The sequence below is a fragment of the Clostridioides sp. ES-S-0010-02 genome (assembly GCA_020641055.1).
GTDB lineage: Bacteria > Bacillota > Clostridia > Peptostreptococcales > Peptostreptococcaceae > Clostridioides.
Map to the genome: position 1 here is coordinate 4229450 of CP067345.1, position 21030 is coordinate 4250479.

20 protein-coding genes and 1 riboswitch are annotated in these 21030 nt (G+C 29.4%); of the genes, 1 reads left to right on the plus strand and 19 read right to left on the minus strand.

Going from position 1 to position 21030, the window contains the following annotated elements:
- Window positions 1–91 precede the first annotated feature (91 nt).
- Window positions 92–1285: a methionine adenosyltransferase gene (locus JJC01_19760; GenBank protein UDN58358.1), complete on the minus strand. Its 1194-nt coding sequence runs from the start codon at window positions 1283–1285 to the stop codon at window positions 92–94.
- 136 nt (window positions 1286–1421) lie between these two features.
- Window positions 1422–1525: riboswitch (SAM riboswitch) on the minus strand.
- A 188-nt stretch (window positions 1526–1713) separates the two neighbouring features.
- Between JJC01_19760 and yyaC the strand changes: the two genes are divergently transcribed.
- Complete coding sequence (yyaC, locus tag JJC01_19765; protein ID UDN58359.1) at window positions 1714–2223, plus strand: spore protease YyaC; 510 nt, start codon at window positions 1714–1716, stop codon at window positions 2221–2223.
- 144 nt (window positions 2224–2367) lie between these two features.
- Here the strand turns inward: yyaC and fabZ are convergent, their stop codons facing one another.
- The 18 genes from fabZ to JJC01_19855 form a co-directional block, all read right to left on the minus strand.
- Window positions 2368–2796, minus strand: a complete 429-nt coding sequence (gene fabZ, locus JJC01_19770; protein UDN58360.1) for a 3-hydroxyacyl-ACP dehydratase FabZ — start codon at window positions 2794–2796, stop codon at window positions 2368–2370.
- A gap of 15 nt (window positions 2797–2811) precedes the next feature.
- Complete coding sequence (locus JJC01_19775; GenBank protein UDN58361.1) at window positions 2812–3831, minus strand: rod shape-determining protein; 1020 nt, start codon at window positions 3829–3831, stop codon at window positions 2812–2814.
- Window positions 3832–4028: 197 nt separating this feature from the next.
- Window positions 4029–4289, minus strand: a complete 261-nt coding sequence (gene spoIIID, locus JJC01_19780; protein ID UDN58362.1) for a sporulation transcriptional regulator SpoIIID — start codon at window positions 4287–4289, stop codon at window positions 4029–4031.
- Window positions 4290–4386: 97 nt separating this feature from the next.
- Window positions 4387–5055, minus strand: coding sequence for a M23 family metallopeptidase (locus tag JJC01_19785; GenBank protein ID UDN58363.1), 669 nt, complete (start codon window positions 5053–5055; stop codon window positions 4387–4389).
- 65 nt (window positions 5056–5120) lie between these two features.
- A complete protein-coding gene (gene spoIID, locus JJC01_19790) occupies window positions 5121–6185 on the minus strand; it encodes a stage II sporulation protein D (protein UDN58364.1) in 1065 nt (354 codons plus the stop codon).
- Window positions 6186–6271: 86 nt separating this feature from the next.
- Complete coding sequence (gene murA / locus JJC01_19795; protein ID UDN58365.1) at window positions 6272–7525, minus strand: UDP-N-acetylglucosamine 1-carboxyvinyltransferase; 1254 nt, start codon at window positions 7523–7525, stop codon at window positions 6272–6274.
- 20 nt (window positions 7526–7545) lie between these two features.
- Window positions 7546–8283, minus strand: a complete 738-nt coding sequence (locus JJC01_19800) for a YwmB family TATA-box binding protein (GenBank protein ID UDN58366.1) — start codon at window positions 8281–8283, stop codon at window positions 7546–7548.
- An 85-nt stretch (window positions 8284–8368) separates the two neighbouring features.
- The gene (locus tag JJC01_19805) at window positions 8369–9238 is read right to left on the minus strand and encodes a 4Fe-4S binding protein (GenBank protein UDN58367.1); all 870 of its coding nucleotides are present in this window, start codon (window positions 9236–9238) and stop codon (window positions 8369–8371) included.
- A 185-nt stretch (window positions 9239–9423) separates the two neighbouring features.
- Window positions 9424–10725, minus strand: coding sequence for a thiosulfate sulfurtransferase (locus JJC01_19810; protein ID UDN58368.1), 1302 nt, complete (start codon window positions 10723–10725; stop codon window positions 9424–9426).
- 43 nt (window positions 10726–10768) lie between these two features.
- On the minus strand, window positions 10769–11509 hold the full coding sequence (locus tag JJC01_19815) for a rhodanese-like domain-containing protein (GenBank protein UDN58369.1): 741 nt from the start codon (window positions 11507–11509) through the stop codon (window positions 10769–10771).
- Between the two features lie 135 nt (window positions 11510–11644).
- Window positions 11645–12682 (minus strand): ABC transporter ATP-binding protein, encoded by a 1038-nt coding sequence (locus JJC01_19820; protein UDN58370.1) that lies wholly within the window; start codon window positions 12680–12682, stop codon window positions 11645–11647.
- 20 nt (window positions 12683–12702) lie between these two features.
- The gene (locus tag JJC01_19825; GenBank protein UDN58371.1) at window positions 12703–13497 is read right to left on the minus strand and encodes an ABC transporter permease subunit; all 795 of its coding nucleotides are present in this window, start codon (window positions 13495–13497) and stop codon (window positions 12703–12705) included.
- Between the two features lie 8 nt (window positions 13498–13505).
- Entirely contained in the window at window positions 13506–14366 is an 861-nt protein-coding gene (locus JJC01_19830) for an ABC transporter permease subunit (protein ID UDN60224.1), read from the minus strand.
- A gap of 4 nt (window positions 14367–14370) precedes the next feature.
- The gene (locus tag JJC01_19835) at window positions 14371–15588 is read right to left on the minus strand and encodes an ABC transporter substrate-binding protein (protein UDN58372.1); all 1218 of its coding nucleotides are present in this window, start codon (window positions 15586–15588) and stop codon (window positions 14371–14373) included.
- Between the two features lie 23 nt (window positions 15589–15611).
- Window positions 15612–16193, minus strand: coding sequence for a CDP-alcohol phosphatidyltransferase family protein (locus JJC01_19840; protein UDN58373.1), 582 nt, complete (start codon window positions 16191–16193; stop codon window positions 15612–15614).
- Window positions 16194–16236: 43 nt separating this feature from the next.
- Window positions 16237–17277, minus strand: a complete 1041-nt coding sequence (locus tag JJC01_19845) for a (Fe-S)-binding protein (protein UDN58374.1) — start codon at window positions 17275–17277, stop codon at window positions 16237–16239.
- Between the two features lie 222 nt (window positions 17278–17499).
- Window positions 17500–19332: a glutamine--fructose-6-phosphate transaminase (isomerizing) gene (gene glmS / locus JJC01_19850; protein ID UDN58375.1), complete on the minus strand. Its 1833-nt coding sequence runs from the start codon at window positions 19330–19332 to the stop codon at window positions 17500–17502.
- A 267-nt stretch (window positions 19333–19599) separates the two neighbouring features.
- A complete protein-coding gene (locus JJC01_19855; protein ID UDN58376.1) occupies window positions 19600–20946 on the minus strand; it encodes a phosphoglucosamine mutase in 1347 nt (448 codons plus the stop codon).
- Window positions 20947–21030 lie beyond the last annotated feature (84 nt).

Consider the following 21030-nt stretch of genomic DNA (forward strand, 5'->3'; position numbering starts at 1 on the left):
ATTAGTATTTATTAAATATATTTAATCATAAAATAAAAAACTGCTAAAACGTAATTTTAAAATTACATTCTAGCAGCTCCTTATCTAAGCATTATTCACCTAATGCGTCTTTTCTTAATTGTTCTACTTTATCAGTTCTTTCCCATGGTAAATCTATATCCGTTCTACCAAAGTGACCATAAGCAGCAACCTTTTTGTAAAGAGGCTTTCTTAAATCTAAATCTCTTATTATTGCTCCTGGTCTTAAATCAAAGTGTTTGTTTACTAGTTCAACAAGCTTCTCTTCTGAAACTTTACCTGTCCCAAAAGTATCTATAAATATAGATAATGGTCTAGCTATACCTATAGCATATGCAAGTTCTATCTCACATTTATCTGCAAGTCCAGCCGCAACAATATTTTTAGCAACATATCTAGCAGCATAAGCAGCAGATCTATCAACTTTTGTAGGGTCTTTTCCTGAAAAAGCTCCTCCACCATGTCTAGAATATCCTCCATAAGTGTCTATTATTATTTTTCTTCCTGTAAGACCTGTATCCCCTTGAGGTCCTCCTATAACGAATCTGCCTGTTGGGTTTATATAAATTTTAGTATCTTCATCAAGTAATTCAGCTGGTATAACTGATTTTATAACATGCTCAATTAAATCTTGTCTTATCTTATCATTTGATACTGTTTCACAATGCTGAGCTGATATAAGAACTGTATGTACTCTTACAGCTTTATTTCCTTCATATTCAACAGTAACTTGAGTTTTTCCATCTGGTCTTAAATAATCAACTAAACCTGTCTTTCTAACTTCTGTAAGTCTTCTTGATAATTTATGAGCTAATGATATTGGAAGTGGCATTAATTCTGGAGTTTCATTACATGCAAATCCAAACATTATACCTTGGTCTCCAGCTCCTACTTTTTCTATTTCTTGTTCTATTTCTTCTCCAGTCTTACTTTCTAGACCTTCATCAACTCCCATAGCTATATCTCCAGATTGTTCATCTATAGAAGTTATAACTGCACAAGTGTCACAGTCAAATCCATATTTTGCTCTTGTATATCCAATTTCTTTTACTGTTTCTCTTACTAATTTAGGTATATCTACATAAGCAGATGTACTTATTTCTCCAGCTACTAAAACTAAGCCTGTTGTTACTGTAGTTTCACAAGCTACTCTAGATTGTGGGTCTTTTTCTAACAATGCATCTAATATTGAATCTGATATTTGGTCACATATCTTATCAGGATGTCCTTCTGTAACTGATTCTGACGTAAATAAATGTCTTGCCATTTTTGTTCCTCCTTATTCATTCTTAATTTTTATTATAGATTTTACCTTATCTTCAATTCTTAGAAATTTTACTCAAAATAAAAAACCTCTCCTTATAAGAAGAGGTTAATAATCGTAATCGCATACTAATTAACTGACCTCATCTTTCAAGACTTTTGTCTTGTAGGAATTAGCACCTTTTCCCATTTGGGTGGTTGCTGGGCTTCACAGGGCCTATCCCTCAGCCGCTCTTGATAAGGTAATCAAGATTTAAGTTTTATTTTACTTTATTAGCTTACTATTTTTTTAAAATTTTGTCAAGATTTTTAGCCATATTTTTGCCATTACTTTTTTTGTGAGACAAATAAAATATTATCTCTATCTGAAATTTAAAGTTAGGTCTTTTTAGTGTTTTTTATTCATATATTTTTTTGAAGGGGGTGTTCCTATTGTATTTAGCTAAAGTAAATTACAGCGATGATGATGTTATACAGATGCTAAGTTCAGTTCTCAAAACCATAATTAATGAAAATACGATTGTTGTTTGCATAGGAACAGACAGGGCTATAGGTGATACTTTAGGCCCTTTAGTTGGAACAATACTTAAAAACAGTAAATTTAAATACCCCGTTTACGGTACACTAGATAACCCTATTCACGCCTTAAATATATATGAGTCTTTAGATACTATAAAAAATACACATATGCAAGGTAACTTCTTGGCTATAGATGCTTGCTTGGGGTCACAGAGTAACATAGGCAATATACAGATTAGAGAAGGACCTATCCTGCCCGGAAAAGGTGTGGGAAAAAAACTACCTCAAATAGGAAATTATTCTATAGTAGGGATTGTAGATAAAATTGATGAAAATAACAGACTTTCATTTAATAATATACGTCTTAGCTTTATACTAGACTTAGCTGAAACAATAGCCTTAGCACTATTGGTATCTACTTAAATCTTATATAAGGTAACTGATAAAATTTTTTGTATTAAAAAGGTAGATACTATAGAGTATTTAATTTAATAAATACTCCAAATTATCTACCTTTTTATTTTGATATTTATTCTTCTGTTTTAATGCTTTTCATTTTTAAAAATTTTATTTTTCTACTAGAGCAAACATTAACTCACCTTTACAGACAAGTTCTTCACCAACATAAGCTTTAGCATCTGCTTTTGCTATATTTCTTCTAAGCGTTGTCATTTCAACTTCCATAGTCAATGTATCTCCTGGTCTTACTTCTCTCTTGATTCTAACTTTATCAATACCAGCAAATACACCTAATTTCCCTTTATTTTCTTCCAAAGACATCATTGCTACTCCACACACTTGTGCTAGAGCTTCTACTATCAGCACTCCTGGCATCAATGGGTAATTTGGAAAATGACCTTGAAAAAATGGTTCATTAACTGTTACATTTTTTATACCAACAGCTCTTTTTCCAACTTCTAACTCTGTAATCTTGTCCACTAATAAAAATGGATATCTATGTGGTATTAGTTCTTTTATTTCATCTATATTTAACATTTTAAACTCTCCTAATTATTTTCTTTTGAAAGACCCACCTGTTTCAAGTAAATCTATTGAGCCCAAAGCAATCCCTGTTCCTTTCGCAACACAAGATAGTGGTTCATCTGCTATTGTAACAGTTATTCCTGTTCTCTGTTCTATTATCTTATCTAATCCATATAATAATGAGCCTCCGCCAGTCATTATTATACCAACATCACCTATGTCTGCTGCTAATTCAGGTGGTGTTTTTTCTAAAACAGCATGAGTTGCAACAACTATTTGTTCAACACATTCTCTAAGGGCTTCTAACATTTCTGCTGAGTTTATAGTTATAGAACTAGGAAGACCTGTAATCAGATTTCTTCCTGTTATTTTCATATACTTTTCTTCTTCTCTCTTAAATGCAGAACCAATTTCAAACTTAATTTTTTCTGCGGTTCTTTCTCCAATAAGAAGATTATGTTGTTTTTTCATGTACTTAACTATAGCATCATCAAATCGGTCTCCGCCAACTTTTATAGATTCACTTACAACTGCTCCCCCTAGTGATATTACGGCTATATCTACAGTTCCTCCACCAATATCTATAATCATATTACCATTAGGTTGTGATATGTCTACACCAGCTCCTATAGCTGCTGCTATTGGCTCTTCTATGATATACACTTCTCTAGCCCCAGCTTGTCTAGTAGCATCCTCTACTGCTCTCTTTTCTACTTCTGTAACACCTGTTGGCACACATACCATAATTCTAGGCATGAAAAATCTTCCAAATCCCTTTTTATCAACTATCTTATCTATAAAAGATTTTAACATCTTCTCAGTTACATCATAATCTGAAATTACACCATCTCTTAAAGGTCTTATTGCAACTATATTTCCTGGTGTTCTTCCTATCATTTTTTTAGCCTCTTCTCCTACAGCTAAAACAGAATCTGTTCTGTTGTCTATTGCAACAACAGATGGTTCTTCTAAAACGATTCCCTTACCACTAACATAAACAAGTACATTTGCAGTACCTAAATCTATGCCTATATCAGCTCCAGCCATTTTTTCAACTCCTTCATTTATATATTAGATTATATTATAAGCCTATTTATTAATACTCCTATAATAAAGCATATACAAAAATCTCGCTTTAATCAAGAGAAAATAAATGTTTTGAGAGTATTATTCTTTTGCTATTTATAATTATATAATATATTTCTTACAATAATTTAATGTAATAAAAAAAGTAGGTTTTTAACCTACATTTTTTTATGTTCCTTCTCATACTTTAATTTCGTTGCTAATCCCCCTCTAATATGTCTCTCTGATTTATTTTTGTCTAGCACACTTTTAACTTCTTTGGCAAGGGATGGATTTATTTCCTTTAATCTTTCTGTAACATCCTTGTGAATTGTACTCTTACTTACTCCAAATGTCTTGGCTGTTTGTCTTACTGTAGTGTTTTTTTCAAGTATATATTTTGCTACCACTATGGCTCTTTCCTCTATATGAGATCTCAAAGATTACCCCCCTCACATAATAGCTTTAATGATATATATGTAAAAACACCAAAAAATATAACAAGCTTAACCAAATATGATTAAACTTGTTATACTTTTACTTAATTAGACTCATTGGGTCTATAGATTTTTCTCCATTATATGCTTCTAAATGCACATGTATACCCTCTTCACTTTCTATCTGAGAAGTACTTCCTACAGTCCCTAATGATTGTCCTTCTGTTACTTTCTGATTCTTCTTAACACTAACATTTTCATCTAGATTTGAATATACTACTACAGTATTATTGTCGCTTTTTATTTTTACTGATTTTCCATATTCTTCATCATCAAATACATCTACTACCATTCCGTTTAATAGAGATTTTATTTCTTTACCTTTAGTACAACTAACATCTATACCTTTATGAGTTTCCCAAACATCCAATGTTTTAGAATAACTAGGTTCTTTTTCTGAATATTCTCTTATTATCTTATCACCAATGTAATTTAATTTTGTTGTACTTGACTTATTTTCTTCTTTTGCCTTAGCTTTTTCTAAGTTTTGTTTTGAATCTGTCGCAGTAGGGATAGCATCTTTCTTATCTTTTTCAATTAAATGTATTTCCTCTTCACTATCTTTATTAGATTTTTCTATCATGCCTTTATTAGAAGCTAATTTATCTACATTATTATTTGTAAACCAAACTCCACCTACTGCTAATAAACAAACACATACAAATAAAGATAAATAAAAACCATCTTTTTCTAACAGTTTTTTCTTCATTTCGCACCTCCAAATATATTTCTACATTTGGATTATTGACGTGTTTTTGGTATTTTATACAATTATTAGTATATATCTTTTATTTTTGTATCAGTATAGTAATGTGATAATATATCATAGTATTTATAGCCTTCTTCTGCCATACCTTCAGCTCCCCATTGGCTCATACCAACTCCATGACCATATCCTTTTACTACAAAATCTATGTATCCTTCTCCAAATTTTATATCAAAGTTTGCAGAATTTAAGTTAAAAACAGTCCTCACATCTTTTCCTGTGACTTCTTTGTTTCCTAATTTTATTTTTTCTACAGTTCCAGCATCGCTTCTTTCAGTTATTGCAACTTGTTTACTCAAGTTATTTACATCTATCACAATGCTACTATAAGACTTTCTAAGGCTCTTAACAAAATCTGTGTTGCTTATTTTAAGTGTTGATGCAAATTTGGGAGAATACTTATCATATGGGCTTTCTACAGATTTTAAATAAGGATATTTTGATGAAAATACCTCTTCACTATTCTCTGTTTTCCCTGATGAGGTAGAGAAATAAAGAGGAAGTATAGCCTTATCATTGTAAGTTATTATCTGCCCCTTAGTGCCTTTAACTGCGTTTTTAATTTTAGAATACTTATTTTTAATCCATTCTTCACCATTCAACTTTTTAAGAGTCGCATAACTCTTGTATTCTTGACAGTGTTTATAATCAGTACATACCACTGCATTTTTATGTTTACTTGATTTCCCATGTTCTTGCTTATATACTACATACGTTCTAGCTGCTACAGCTTGGGCTTTTAAGGCCTCTATATCAAAATCCGAGGACATCTCACCAGCTAGTACTCCACATAAATAGTTTTCCATGTCCATTTTTTCAACTTTACCTGACATGTGATTATAGACATTTATAACTGGTGTTTTTTTGTCTACAGTTTCATAGTTTACTACCTTTTTATCTTCTTTCTTACCTTCATTTTTAATATCATTTTTTTTAATGGTTTTGTTTATGGAAACTACTTTCTCTGGTTTTTCAGTTAGCTCCACATTTTTGTAAGAAACTAAAGTTATCAATGAAGGGACTAACACAGAGCAAGTTACAAATCCTAACAAAACAACCAATGGGTTCTTCATATACTCTCCTCCTTAGCTTTTAAAACCTTGTATTTAAGTATATGAACAACCCTATCAATTTATAACTTACTTATCTAAACCAATTATTAATCTTCTACTATTTTGATTTGACCACCTAATGCTGTTATCTTTTTATCTATATCAACATAACCTCTTTGAATATGGTATATTTCTCCTATTTGAGTTTCTCCTTCTGCTATAAGACCGCATAAAATAAGCGCTGCTCCTGCTCTTAAATCAGTAGCATTTACTGCTGCACCGTGTAATTCATCTACTCCATTAACAACCGCACTTCTTCCATCTATTTTTATATTAGCACCCATTCTATTGAATTCAGCAACATGCATAAATCTATTTTCAAAAACAGTTTCTATAACTACACCAGTTCCATTAGCTACAGTAAGCATAGCCATAAATTGAGCTTGCACATCTGTAGGAAACCCTGGATGTGGTAAAGTCTTTATGTCTATTGGCTTTAATACCTTTGGACCTACTACTCTAACAGAATTGTCCATCTCTGTAATTTCACAACCAGCTTCTCTTAATTTAGCTACAACTGGCTTTAAATGCTCCATTAAAACATTTTCAACTGTTATATCACCTTTTGTCATAGCTGCTGCAACCATATAAGTTGCTGCTTCTATTCTGTCTGGAATTACATTATGTTCTGCTCCTTTTAACTCCTTAACACCTTTTATCTTTATAGTGTTAGTACCTGCACCTTTAACATCTGCTCCCATTTCATTTAAGAAATTAGCTAAGTCAACTATTTCTGGTTCTTCTGCTGCATTTTCTATTATTGTAGTTCCTTCTGCTAAAGAAGCTGCCATCATTATATTTTCAGTAGCTCCAACAGATGGGAAATCTAAATACAATTTATTTCCTACTAATTTTTCTGTTGCGGCTTCAACAAAACCGTGGTCCATTTCTATTTTTGCACCTAAAGCTTTAAATCCTTTTAAATGTAAATCTATAGGTCTCGTTCCTATAGCACATCCTCCTGGCATAGAAATTTTTGTACTATTAAATCTAGCAAGTAATGGTCCCATAACCAAAAAAGAAGCTCTCATCTTTCTTACAAGCTCATATGGAGCTTCACAAGTTCTTATATTACTTGCGTCAACAGTAAGTGTATTTTCTTTATATTCAACTTCTGCTCCTACATGTCTTAATAAATCTGATATAACATGAACATCTCTTAAATTTGGAACTCCATTTAAAGTTGATTTCCCGTTTGCTAATAAAGTTGCTGCTATTATTGGTAAAACTGCGTTTTTTGCGCCATCTATTTTAACACTACCTTTAAGTGGATTACTCTTTTTTACTATTATCTTAGCCATATTTTCTGATCTCCTCATAATTAATAATCTAATTTTATAATTGGTGTGGCAATATATATGAGTGTTTTTCCATCGTCCTCATTATATTTAATTCCTATATTTAAATTGATTTTTTCCCCTAAATATTCTAAATCATCATCATTTAATACTTTACTATATGCTGTTATAGATAAAAAGTTTACGTCTTTCACTTTATCTATTTGCTTAGCACTCATATTATATAATATTTTTTGTAAAATATCATCATATTTGTGGTTTTGTAACCTTTTTGTGTATTCTCCAACAATACAAGCAGATACATCTACTTGAGATGAATATTTATTTAACACGTTTTCTACACTACTATAAATATCCTCTTTATGTTTATATACTTTGTTGTCCAATATGTCAACTATTATGTAGCTTTCTTTATTATTTTTATTTATTCCTTTTATAGAAATTTCTTTATCGCTATCTTTTATAGTAGCATATAATTGTATTTCATCGCCATACCCTTTTTGGTTCCAATTTATTCCTTTTTCATCTAACTTTAGATTGTTAATTATTTCTAGAAAAATATTATGTAATTCTTTATTTGATAAATTGTAATTTATAACAGAATTAATTTTCATATTATAATATTTAAAATCGGCTTCTGAAGTTTCAAGAGCACTAATTAATTTATTATATCTAGTATTTATATTTGCATCTGCATAAGATATTGTCATGCCTATAGCCATTAACATAAAAAAACTTACAACTAATTTTATTATCTTCATAATAAAAATCCCCCTTAAATTTGTTTTTCTCTATAACAGAATTATTAACAAATTTAAGAGAGATATACTTTATCAATATGTATTTTTATGCATTTTGTAATTTTATATTAAATAAATGTTTTTCAAACTCTTCGATTCCAATTCTCTCTAATACTTTACTTATTCTTTCTCCTGGACTTGCTAATTGTTTATATGTATAAAATACATCTTGCACTAATTCTTCTATATTATCCTCTGTATACAAATTACTAAGTCTATCTCCAAATCTATAGCCTCTTCCCATTCTACCACCAAGATAAACAGCTAGTCCTTTTTTATCAACTTCCATAGCTCCAAATGGACATGCTTGAGCACACTTTCCACAATTTACACATTCTTCTTTATTCCACACTAATTTCTTATCTTCCATATAAACTGATTTTTGTCTACAAGATGATGTACACAATCCACAATTTTTACATTTATCTTCATTAAATTTTACGTATACTTGACCTACTATACCCACATCATTAGTATTTGCTTTTGCACAGTTATTTGGACATCCAACTAGTGTAATTTTAGTTTTAGATGGTAAATCATATCCAAAATATGAATCATGTAACTTTCCACATAATTCTTGTGTATCATATATTCCATGTTGACATACAGTACCTTTGCATGCGACTAATGGTCTTACTTTTTTACCCGTACCACCATGCTTTAGCCCTACAGCTTTTAAATCTTCCTTCATTAAATCTATATCTTCATACTTTATCCATGGTATTTCAACAGCTAATCTAGTAGTAACACCTAAATAACCTCTACCATATTTTTCAGATAACTTTGATAGGTTGATAAGCTGTTCTGCTGTAAAGTTTCCCGCTCTACTCAATATTCTTATTGAGAAATACCCTTCTTGGCTTTGGGCTAATATACCTTCAGCTTTTAACCTTGCTTTTTCATCTTTACTAATCATATTTCACACCTCATAATATATAATTTTATAATTCTATATTGCTAATAATATGTTTAAATAAGTGCACATCCATATAAGCATATTCTAACTATGTTTATATTTTAAAACATAACAAAGGTATATTCAACTTAATAAACTGAATATACCTTCATTTTAAACAATTATATTATATTTTTTACAAAATTCTATTTTGAATCTCCTGTTTCAATTGGATTTGAATCATCAAGACTCCATCCCATCCATCCATCACTATAGAGAGAAGTATTTTCAAATCCCATAACATTTGCATATGTTAATACCTCTGCAGCACGCCATCCACTTCCACACATAAATGCAAGTTGTTTATTAGTATCTATATTTTCTTTATCCCACATTGCCAATATTTCATATTGATTTCTCATTGTGTTATCTATATTACGATACTCTTCTAGTGATACACTGTCACTACCTGCATGACCATATAAGGCTCCTGGTATACGACCTTTTTTATCATAATAGCTATATCCAGATATTTTACCTATATGTTCATCCCAAGAACGATTGTCCACTAATGTAAATTTATTTTTATCTCTTAGTTTTTGCTTTAATTCTGGCATACTAACAATTAGTTGTGGATTAGCTGGTATATTTTCCCCAAAAGTAGTACATGAACTTTTTGGATTACTAGTTAACTCCAGCTCATATCCTTCTGATAACCATGAGTTTATTCCACCATTCAAAACTCTTACATCTCTTACTCCTATATATCGTAATATAATAGCAATTCTATAAGAAGCCATAGATGCGCTACTTGAAACTATCACAGTATCATCTTTTGTAAATCCATAGTCTAAAGCAAATTTGGCCAAATTATCATTGTTAGTAAGCATCCATGTTGGAGGAGGTTCTATAATATCAGTATTTATATGAACACTTGTAGGTATATGCCCTTTTGCATAAGATTCTTTTTCTTCTCCCCAACTTGCTTCAATCATTTTTATATTCTTAGAATATTCAAATGTCTCTGGAATTTTTCCATCCAAGATATCTTTTATTATGGAAGCAGGTACTATCATTTGATAATTTTTATATCTTTCCATTGGAAGATTTTCATTATTTGCCCATTGTTTAATATCATATTTATATAGATTTTTATATCCTTTTTTAGATAAGTAAGTAGCTACAAGTAAAGCATCTTTTCCATTAGCATCATATAGTACTATATTTTTATCTAAATCAATACCTTTTGTTTTTAGTGCTTGTTCTAATACTTTGTCTTTTTTATCTGAGTCTACATATAACCAATTCGCAGAAAAATCTACTGCTCCTCTTATATGTCCACCTCTTTTTACTCCATCTAATTTCCAGCCATTATATGCATCATTTAAACGAGTATCAACTATAACCCAAGATTCATCTTGTACTTTCTCTTTCAAATCTTCTGTAGAAATTGATTTAACATTAGCACAAAAACCTTCTTCTATTTCTTCTCTTAATTTCTTCGACATAATTTGTACTCCGATTTCTAATCAATCTTTTATTATTTTAAATCTATTTAACTAAATCAAAATCATATTCATCCACACCATCAACTGAATTATATACTTTTGTAAATCCATTCTCTGAAAGTATTTTAGCTGCTTGCCCACTTCTATTTCCAGTTCTACAGTATAAAATTATATCCTTATTTTTATCAAGTTCTCCCATTTTCTTTTCTGTGTCTTCTAGTGGTATATTGATAGCTTCTTTTAAATGTCCAGTTTCAAATTCTTTTGACTTTCTAGCATCTATTACTATAGAATCTTTATTTTCGCTTATTAACTTTAACATTTCAGGCGCAGTTATATCATTATATGTAACTAATTCATAATCAAAATCTTTCACACCTTCTACATTATAAACATCTTTAAATCCATTTTTTACTAATATTTCAGCAGCTTTTGCACTTTTTTTACCTGAGTTACAATACGCTAATATAGTTTTATCCTTATATCCTTCTAAATCACTTAATTTATCTTCTAAATCATCTACTGATATATTTATACCATTTATAATATGACCTTTAGCATAGTCCTCTGCACCTCTTACATCTAATATCAATAATTCTTTATTTTTCTTCATCATTTTTACAGCCTCTTCACCTGTGGCTTCTTTATAACTAGCCTTATCTTGACTTTGAGAAGATTCTTTTGGTTTTTCTGATTCTTTAGAATCACAACCAACTACACTCCCTAATGTTAATACTAAAGTTAAACCAATAGCTAAAACTTTAAATCTTTTACTAAATTTCATAAAATTACCCTCCAAATATTAAAAATATTCCCTTTTTTGATATAAAATCTTATTTTATTATAGTATTCGAATTCATTATAACAAAATTAAAATATATTTGATACTTATTTACTTGTTTACAGCCATAGTTTTTTTCTATAGTTCAACAGGAAAGAATAGAATTTTTCTTTGTTCCATAAACACATCTACCTTTTCATTTATTTCATATAAATTATTGTTGCTACTAGCTTTTAATACCGTTCCATCAATATCTACATCATAGTAAACTTTATCTCCTGCATATCTTTTTTTTAATATAGACCCTTGTCTTCCTACATCATTATCAATCGTTTTTAGGATTATACTTTCTTTTGGTATCATTAACTCTACATTATCTATATTTATATTTTTATATTTATCTAATTTAATAGAAATTATATCATTTACAAATTCTCCATTTCTTATATTTCCGATTAAATAATTTTTTTCTCCAAATATATTTGCAACTTCTTTACTTTTGGGATTTTCATAAAGATTATCAGGTGTGTCGAATTGTTTAACCTCACCATTTAACATAACTGCTATTCTATCACTCATCATTAACGCTTCTTCTTTGTCATGTGTTACTAATATCGTTGTTATCTTTAGATGTTTTTGTAATCCTAATACAAATTCCCTCATTTCATTGCGTAAATTAATATCTAAATTTGAAAATGGCTCATCTAATAACAGTACCTTTGGATTTATTGCTAAAGACCTTGCTATTGCAACACGTTGTTGTTGTCCTCCTGAGAGTTCGTTTGGATATTTATTTTCATATCCTTTTAACTTAACTAAATTTATAAGTTCGTTTACTCTACTTTTTCTTATATTCTTATTTATTTTTTTCATTTTAAGACCAAATTCTATATTTTCATATAAAGTCATATGTGGAAATAATAAATAATCTTGAAAAACTATTACAGTATCTCTTTTTCCTATAGGTATATCTAATACTGATTCATTATTTAAAAGTATATCTCCGCAATCAGGATGTAAAATACCAGCAATTAATTTTAGAGTAGTACTTTTTCCACAACCTGATGGACCTAAAAGAGAAACTATTTCTCCTTCTTTTATATCTAAATTCATATTGTTTAAAACTTTGATTTTGTTAAAACTCTTACATAAATTTATAAGTTTAACTGATGACAATTATTACACCTCCAATCGTACTAAAATAGCCTTGTATTTTGAATATGCTTATAGTTCTTTTTTACATTGTATTCTATTATTATCAAGATAAATAAACTTATTATTAAAAAGAGCATACTATACAAAGATGCGATTGTCCTGTCTCCACTTTGTATATATGGAAACATAATCATTGGATAAGTTATGACACTACCTCCCCCTATAAGAAGAGTCAAAAAATATTGACTAAAGGATATTATGAAAGACATACTTGATGCACCCAATATCCCTGGCAAAATCAAAGGGAAGGTTACATATCTAAATGTATTAAATCTACTTGCTCCAAGTACTTTCGCTTGTATTTCTAAATTATCACCTATTAATTTATAAACATCTGTTATTATTCGAACTGAATATGGTATACATGGAAGTATATTTATAATAATTACTCCCAAAATATTATTGGCCAGGCCTATTCTAATAAATGCTATATGTATGCCCATAGCAACAGATATTAGTGGAATTATAATTGGAGACAATATCAGTAACTCACAAAACCTTTTTCCTTTAAAATCGTATAGTGCTAACGCTTTAGATGCTGGTATACTTAATAAAATAGTAACTAAGACTACAGTTATTGATATTATAATACTTCTCAAAATGATATTCAGATTATTTATATCCAAAATATATCTAAATCCTCTTAATGAAAATTCCTTAGGTAAAAGATTTGGAAATGGCCATGTATTTACAACTCCCCATATTGACAATAATATTATAGGAGCTATAATAACTACAAACATGATATTAAGAATTATATTAAATTTTTTACTCATAGATACTCCTATACATTATATTTTGATATTTTATTAAAAAATCTATCATAAATTATTAATAGTATAAAACTTATTCCAGATAATACAACATTGATACACATTGAGATTGGTCTTTGCATTAAATCTGAACTAGAATAACTCAGATATGCTTGAACTGGTAATGCTTTTGGAGTTGATGCACCTATTAAAAAAGGTACTTCAAAAGAACCAAATGAAAAGGCAAAAATTATTATAAATGAAGAAATTATTGTAGGCATAGCAAGCGGCAACACTATATATCTAAACGTTTGAAGTTTACTTGCACCTAAATTTATAGACACTTGTTGTAGATTATCATTTATATTTTTCAATATATTATAAACCATTAGTGTTATATATGGTATTCCTTTCCACAAATAAACTGAAATTATCCCTATTCCATTTTTATCAGAAACCATTGGTATAAATTCAGATGAATCCTTTATTATATTGAAAAAATAAAATACTCTTGAAACTATACCTGTTTGAGAAAATATTATAAATACCAATAATACAGCTATTATATGTGGAACTACTAGCGGAACATTTAGAATCATATATCTAACTTTAGAAAATTTATTTTGAGACATTATATATGCTAAAAGTATACCTATAATAATAGCCAAAATTGATGACACTAAAGAAATCTTCAAACTAAAGATAAGAGATTCTAAAAAATTAGAATCTCTAAAAATTTCTCTATAATAATTTAATGTAATTTGCTCAAGACCAATCTGAGGAAAAAATCCTAGACTTTGTGAGATGCAATTTATAATTCCTACACCCATTATAAGTATCAGGATGATAGATACAGGTGCTATTAATAAATATGGAATTATTTTATCATTAATTATTTTACTTTTCACTTTCTAGTACCTCTTTAGTCCATATTTTTTCTATTATTGGAACTATTCCCGCTTTTAATTCTGGAACTGAATTTTTTAATACTATAGTTTCACTAAATTTCTTAACATCTTCACCTGGAATCTTCTTCATATCTAAAACAGATGTATCTCCCCAATTTTTAGTTTCTGTCTTAGAGGATTGTGCATCTATACTCATCAAAAAATCTATTAACACTATTGCACCTTCTTTATTTTGAGAATTATCTGGTATAGCAACAAAATGTGTGTTACTTATATTTCCTTTTTCAAATTCTATTGCTTTTGTAGATTTGCTAAACTCTCCACTTTCTATCCTTCCTAATAATACATTTGGAGCATAAGTCATTGTAAAATAGGTTTCATTATCTGAATACATATTATCTAACTGAGAAGATGTCGCAGGATAAGTTTTACCTTTATTCCATAAGTATGGTTTTATTTCTTTAAGATACTCCATAGCGGGTTGTATGACTTGTTTTACTTTAGCTTCATCTTCTGGTAAATTTTTTACTTTATCATATCCTACTACATCATATATTATATTTCTGACAAATGCACTTCCTGTAAAATCTGGTGGGGCTGGATAGGTAAATTTTCCAGGATTAGATACAATTACTTTTTTTAGTGTTTTTGCATCAGTTATTTTTGTATTAATCTTAGATGTGTCTGTTACAACTGCAAATTGAGATTTACCCCAAGGAGCTTCCATCCCCTCTACCTTAACTCCAAAATCTGTAGTAATATCTTCAGAAGATGAATCAACATACTTTTCATAATTAGAAAGTTTCTCTACAAAAGGTCCAAATAGCAATTTATTCTCTTTTGCTGTTTTGAAGTTTTCTCCATTTATCCAAACCACATCTATAGTACCCTTAGCATTTCCAGCTTGTTTTTCTGACAATAGTTTATTAAGAATGTTTTCTATATCTATTCCTACTCTTTTTACAGTTATGTCATAGTCTTCTTTCATCTTTGGAATTACATAACTATCAAACCATTTATTCATTACTTCATTTCCACCATATCCATAAAAGTTAACTGTTGTACCTTTTGCAGATTTTAAAATCTCTTCATTGCTACTTTTTAATATATCTTTTTGAGGCTCTTCTTTTTTATCGTTATTTGAACACCCTATCAATCCAAATACAAGCCCTAAACATAATAATATTGTTAATATCCTCTTTTTCATTTTTTCCCCTCTCAAAAATTAATTTATAATATTTTTTTTGCTTCTAGTAGTCTTTGAACTGCTGTAAATAAAACGACTATAGAAAATAGATTTGCTATCGTTCCAATATAACTTTGAAATAAAATCATCAAAGTAAAAAGTATAAATCCCTCACTCCTTTCAGCTACACCAGCTTGATAATAAAATGATTTCATACCTTTTTTATCAGTTAAGGCCCCAACAGTTAAAAATATAGTCATTGACATAAGAATACTACTTAAAAGAATCATTAGATTTAACCTTACATCAATCATCTTCAAGCCAAATACTAAAATCATACTTATTTCTACTATTCTGTCAAAAGTAATATCCATTAATGTTCCAAATAAGGATGTTTTATTACTACTTCTCGCCATATCACCATCTACAGCATCTAGGTATCCTGAAACCCATAATGTAATTATTGCTAGCACTTTCATATCGAGATATATAAATAAAGACGTAGATATTCCAACTATAAGTGCTATTATTGTCACGTTATTTGGAGTTAATTTAAGTTTTAAAAAGAACTCTGCTCCTTTGATTATAAATGGCTCTACATATTTTCTTGCATGTGTATCTAACATATTATTTCCTTTCATTAGCTTATATACTTTTTATGGGAATTTATTAAGTTTCTATATTCATCTTCTTTGCTACTTCTATTCCTTTATACCTTGTACTCCATTTTTTAATAGATGATGTTTTTTTCTGGGTTAATTTATTTTTGTTTATAACATCAACATCAAAAATTAAATCTAATACATGTAGTACTTTTTTATCTGCCATTAACATAGACTCACAACAAGATTGACAGTATGAGATTACATAATCTGTTTTTTCATTATTTGCTCTATTTTTGGTCTGGTTTATAGCAACTTCATTATTAGTAACTCTTACCATACCTCCAGAGCCACAACACTCTGTGTTTTCTCTATTTTTTTCAAATTCAATTATTTTTATTCCCATAAAACCTAGTATATATCTGACTGATTCATGTATATTATGCTCATTTCTTATAGGGCATGGGTCATGTAATAAAAATTCCTGATTTAAATCATCATAATGATTTTTTAGATTTTCTGGAAGTCCATATTCTTTTATCACTTCCCATATTGAAGTCACTTTTATATCACTATTATTTCTTATAGTATTAAAACAATTTGGACAAGTTACGATTACTTCGTCTATATCATTTTCTCTAAATAGCTTGTCTATTTTAGAATAATATTTATCAAATTTATTTGTATCTCCCATAGCTAAAGTTGGCTTGCCACAACATTCAAAAGCTAAGGATATATTTTCTATATGATTTTCTAAATATTTATATGTTGCTAATACTAAGTCACTACTATAGCTAGAAAGGCTACATCCTGGAAAAAAAATCTTTTTGGTGTTTTTTTTAATAAATTTTTTTGAGAATAATGAAGAGAAACTATTAGTTTGATGAAATTTTATTGTTCTATATCCTATATCATTTAATTCTTTTTGATTGCTATGAAATATTTCTTTCCTTACATCAAAAAACATTTCTTTTAAATCTATATCTTTTGGACACTCTACCTTGCATATTCCACATAACATGCAAGAATATGGTATATTTTTATTTATTGATTTATTTTGCAAAATGTCTATCATAAGTTCTCTTGGTGAGTCTCCAAATTCTTTCATCATAGGACATACCTTAAAACATTTTTTGCAATTTATACAATCATTGTTATTTTTTTCGATTTTTTTTAACGTCTCTAATTTTAACTTTACCTCTTTTATACAAATACACCTCCATATTGATTAATAGCTTTTTTCTATAATAAAAAACTCATTCTATAAAATTATAACAAATAGAATGAGTTTTTTCTAATAGATATTATCTATGCACTTTTTAATATATTTTTATTCAACTGTTACTGATTTAGCTAAGTTTCTTGGCTTATCTACATCACAACCTCTTAATACAGAAACATGATAAGCAAGTAATTGCATTGGTACAACTGCTAATATTGGTGATAAAATATCATCTGAGTTTGGTATATAAATTATTTTTTCAGCAGCTTTTTCAACGTCTTTATTATGACTTTGAGCAATTGCTACAACATAAGCTCCTCTTGCTCTTACTTCTTCCATATTAGAAACCATTTTTTCAAATAATTTTTCTTGAGTAGCTATAGCAATTACAGGAGTTCCTTTTTCTATTAATGCTATTGTTCCATGTTTTAATTCTCCTGCTGCAAAAGCTTCTGCATGTATATATGATATTTCTTTTAATTTTAATGAACCTTCCATTGCTAAACTATAGTCTATACCTCTTCCTAAATAGAAAGCATGGTCAGAGCTAACAACTGTTTTAGCAACTTCTTTTATATATTCTTCATTATCTAATATTTCTTGTATTTTTGATGGTATTTCTTTCATCTTAGTAATCATACCATCATAAAACTCTCTAGTTATTGTTCCTTTTTTAATAGCAAAATCTAAAGCTATCATATATAAAGAAGTTATTTGAGTTGTATATGCCTTAGTTGATGCAACTGCTACTTCAGGTCCTGCCCAAGTATAGAAAACATCATCTGATTCTCTTGCTATAGATGAACCTACAACATTAGTTATTGAAAGTATTCTTGCTCCTTTAGCTTTTGAATCTCTTAGTACTGCTAAAGTATCTGCTGTTTCACCAGATTGGCTAACTAATATTACTAATGAGTTTTCATCTACAAATGGGTCACTATATCTAAATTCTGATGCTATATCAGTTATTACTGGTATATTTACAAATTTTTCTATAGCATACTTACCAAGTAATCCAGCATTATATGCCGTTCCACAAGCTACTATATAAACTTTATTTATTTTATCTAAATCTTCTTTAGAAATATTTATACTATCTAAAATTATATTTCCATTATCATCAAGTCTTCTTTCTAGAGTTTCTCTAACTCCTGTTGGTTGCTCATGTATTTCTTTTGACATAAAGTAATCATATCCACCTTTAGATGCAGCTTCTACATCCCATGTTACATGGAATACTTCTTTTTCTACAACATTTCTATTAGAGTCATAAATTGTTACATTTTCATCTTTTAGGTGAACTATCTCTCCATTTTCTAAGAAATAAACATCTCTAGTATATTTTAATAAAGCAGGTATATCTGATGCTATAAAGTTTTCGCCTTCACCCACACCAACTACAAGAGGACTATCTTTTCTTACTGCAACTAATTCATTTCCATGTTCTTTACATATAACACCTAATGCATAAGCTCCTCTTAATTTTGATATAGTTTTATATACAGCGTCTAATAAGTTACCTTCATAGTATTTATCTACTAAATGTGCTATTACTTCTGTATCTGTTTGAGATTCAAATTTAACACCTTCAGAAATTAATTCTTCTTTGATTTCCATATAATTTTCTATTATCCCATTATGAACAACTGCTATTGTTTTAGCTTGATTAAAATGAGGATGTGAATTTACATCAGATGGTTCTCCATGAGTTGCCCATCTTGTATGTCCTATTCCCAAATTTCCATCAATAGGATTTTTTTCTAAATCTTCTGCAAGCACAGAAAGTCTACCTTTGAACTTTCTAATATTAAGTTCATCACAATTAGAACCATTAACTGCTACACCTGCTGAGTCATAACCTCTGTACTCTAGCTTAGAAAGCCCCTCTATGATAACTTCTGCTGCCTTTCTACTTCCTAAATATCCAACTATTCCACACATTATTTGTGTCCTCCTAAAAATATTATTTATATATTTTAAGAGTTAGGTCATATAAGTTTACTTTGGCTTCCCTTTGTCCATAGGATTACTCCTATTATTTAAAGAAGTCTTTCGATGGTAAACACACCGCAGAGCATCCGCCGACAATTCGATTAACTCTGACCTCGTCAACTTAGTTCCAATAATACTTAATTCTTGTGCCTATAACTAAGTTCTGGCGCTTAGAAAGGTGTCCTCAGGGTTTATATCTGAGAATACCCTTATAAATTACGATAATTTTTCTTGTATAAGATTAGCTAAATTTGTTGCTAATTCTTTTATTTGACCTTCCTCTTTACCCTCTAACATAACTCTAACTAATGGTTCAGTTCCTGATGGTCTTATTAAGACTCTACCATTTCCATCTAAAATAGATTCTATTCTTTCTATTTCAGCTTTTATTTCTGGATATTCCATATATTTGGTTTTATTTTCATTTTTTATTGTTGCATTCACTAGTACTTGTGGATATTGACTCATTATTGATGCAAGTTCTGATAAAGGTTTCTTTTCTTGCAATATTATATTTGCAAGTATTAAAGAACTAAGAACTCCATCTCCTGTAGTATTGTAATCTAAGAATATCATGTGTCCAGATTGTTCTCCACCAAGATTATATCCATTTTTAGCCATGTCTTCTAAAACATATCTATCTCCAACTGCTGTAGTAGATAATTTTATTCCATTTTCTTTTGCAGCTATTGTTAATCCTATATTACTCATAACTGTAACTACTAAAGTATCTTGTGCTAATTTATTATTTTTCTTTAAATTTAAAGCACTCAATATCATTATATGGTCTCCATCAACAATTTGACCCTCTTCATTTACTGCAATTAATCTATCAGCATCTCCATCATACGCAAGACCTAAGTCAGCATTATGTTCCAAAACAGCCTTTTGAAGTTGTTCTGGATGTGTAGAGCCACATTTATAATTTATATTGTTTCCATCTGGTGAACTATTTATTGAAATTACACTTGCTCCTAATTCATCAAATACTATTGGTGCTACTTTATACGATGCACCATTAGCACAGTCCAAAACCACTTTTAATCCTCTAAAATCAGTGTTAATTATTGATTTTAAATAATCTACATAATCTCTTTGTGCATAATGCTCATGTAATCTTCGTCCTACATTTTCACCAACTGGCATACAATCTACTTTAGCCATGTCATCTATATATTCTTCTATCTTTAATTCTATTTCATCATCCAATTTATATCCATTCTTATTAAAGAATTTAATTCCATTATATTCAACAGGATTATGAGATGCAGATATAACCACACCACAATCAGCACCATATTTTCTAGTTAAATATGCAACTGCAGGGGTTGGTATTATTCCAACAGTAATAACATCACATCCAACAGACATAAGACCTGCTATTAAAGATGCCTCCAGCATATCTCCTGATATTCTAGTATCTTTACCTACTACTACTTTTACTCTATGGTCTCCTTGAGCTAAAACAAATCCACCAGCTCTACCAAGTCTATATGCTAAGTCACATGTTAATTCTGTATTTGCTATTCCTCTAACTCCATCTGTTCCAAAATACTTTCTCACTAAATATTCTCCTTTCATAATTGAAAAGCTTGTAATTTGTATTATATTTTTATAATTCATAAAATACTATTATATTCTTAATTT

Coding starts and splice junctions, on each gene's coding strand:
- glmS (UDN58375.1), bottom strand. CDS start 19,332: ATGTGTGGAATAGTTGGATATTTAGGAAGTAGAAAGGCAGCAGAAGTT.
- JJC01_19815 (UDN58369.1), bottom strand. CDS start 11,509: ATGAAATTTAGTAAAAGATTTAAAGTTTTAGCTATTGGTTTAACTTTA.
- JJC01_19810 (UDN58368.1), bottom strand. CDS start 10,725: ATGTCGAAGAAATTAAGAGAAGAAATAGAAGAAGGTTTTTGTGCTAAT.
- JJC01_19825 (UDN58371.1), bottom strand. CDS start 13,497: ATGAGTAAAAAATTTAATATAATTCTTAATATCATGTTTGTAGTTATT.
- JJC01_19840 (UDN58373.1), bottom strand. CDS start 16,193: ATGTTAGATACACATGCAAGAAAATATGTAGAGCCATTTATAATCAAA.
- spoIID (UDN58364.1), bottom strand. CDS start 6,185: ATGAAGAACCCATTGGTTGTTTTGTTAGGATTTGTAACTTGCTCTGTG.
- JJC01_19775 (UDN58361.1), bottom strand. CDS start 3,831: ATGGCTGGAGCTGATATAGGCATAGATTTAGGTACTGCAAATGTACTT.
- JJC01_19835 (UDN58372.1), bottom strand. CDS start 15,588: ATGAAAAAGAGGATATTAACAATATTATTATGTTTAGGGCTTGTATTT.
- JJC01_19845 (UDN58374.1), bottom strand. CDS start 17,277: ATGAAAGAATTTGGAGACTCACCAAGAGAACTTATGATAGACATTTTG.
- murA (UDN58365.1), bottom strand. CDS start 7,525: ATGGCTAAGATAATAGTAAAAAAGAGTAATCCACTTAAAGGTAGTGTT.
- fabZ (UDN58360.1), bottom strand. CDS start 2,796: ATGTTAAATATAGATGAAATAAAAGAACTAATACCACATAGATATCCA.
- JJC01_19785 (UDN58363.1), bottom strand. CDS start 5,055: ATGAAGAAAAAACTGTTAGAAAAAGATGGTTTTTATTTATCTTTATTT.
- JJC01_19800 (UDN58366.1), bottom strand. CDS start 8,283: ATGAAGATAATAAAATTAGTTGTAAGTTTTTTTATGTTAATGGCTATA.
- JJC01_19805 (UDN58367.1), bottom strand. CDS start 9,238: ATGATTAGTAAAGATGAAAAAGCAAGGTTAAAAGCTGAAGGTATATTA.
- JJC01_19760 (UDN58358.1), bottom strand. CDS start 1,285: ATGGCAAGACATTTATTTACGTCAGAATCAGTTACAGAAGGACATCCT.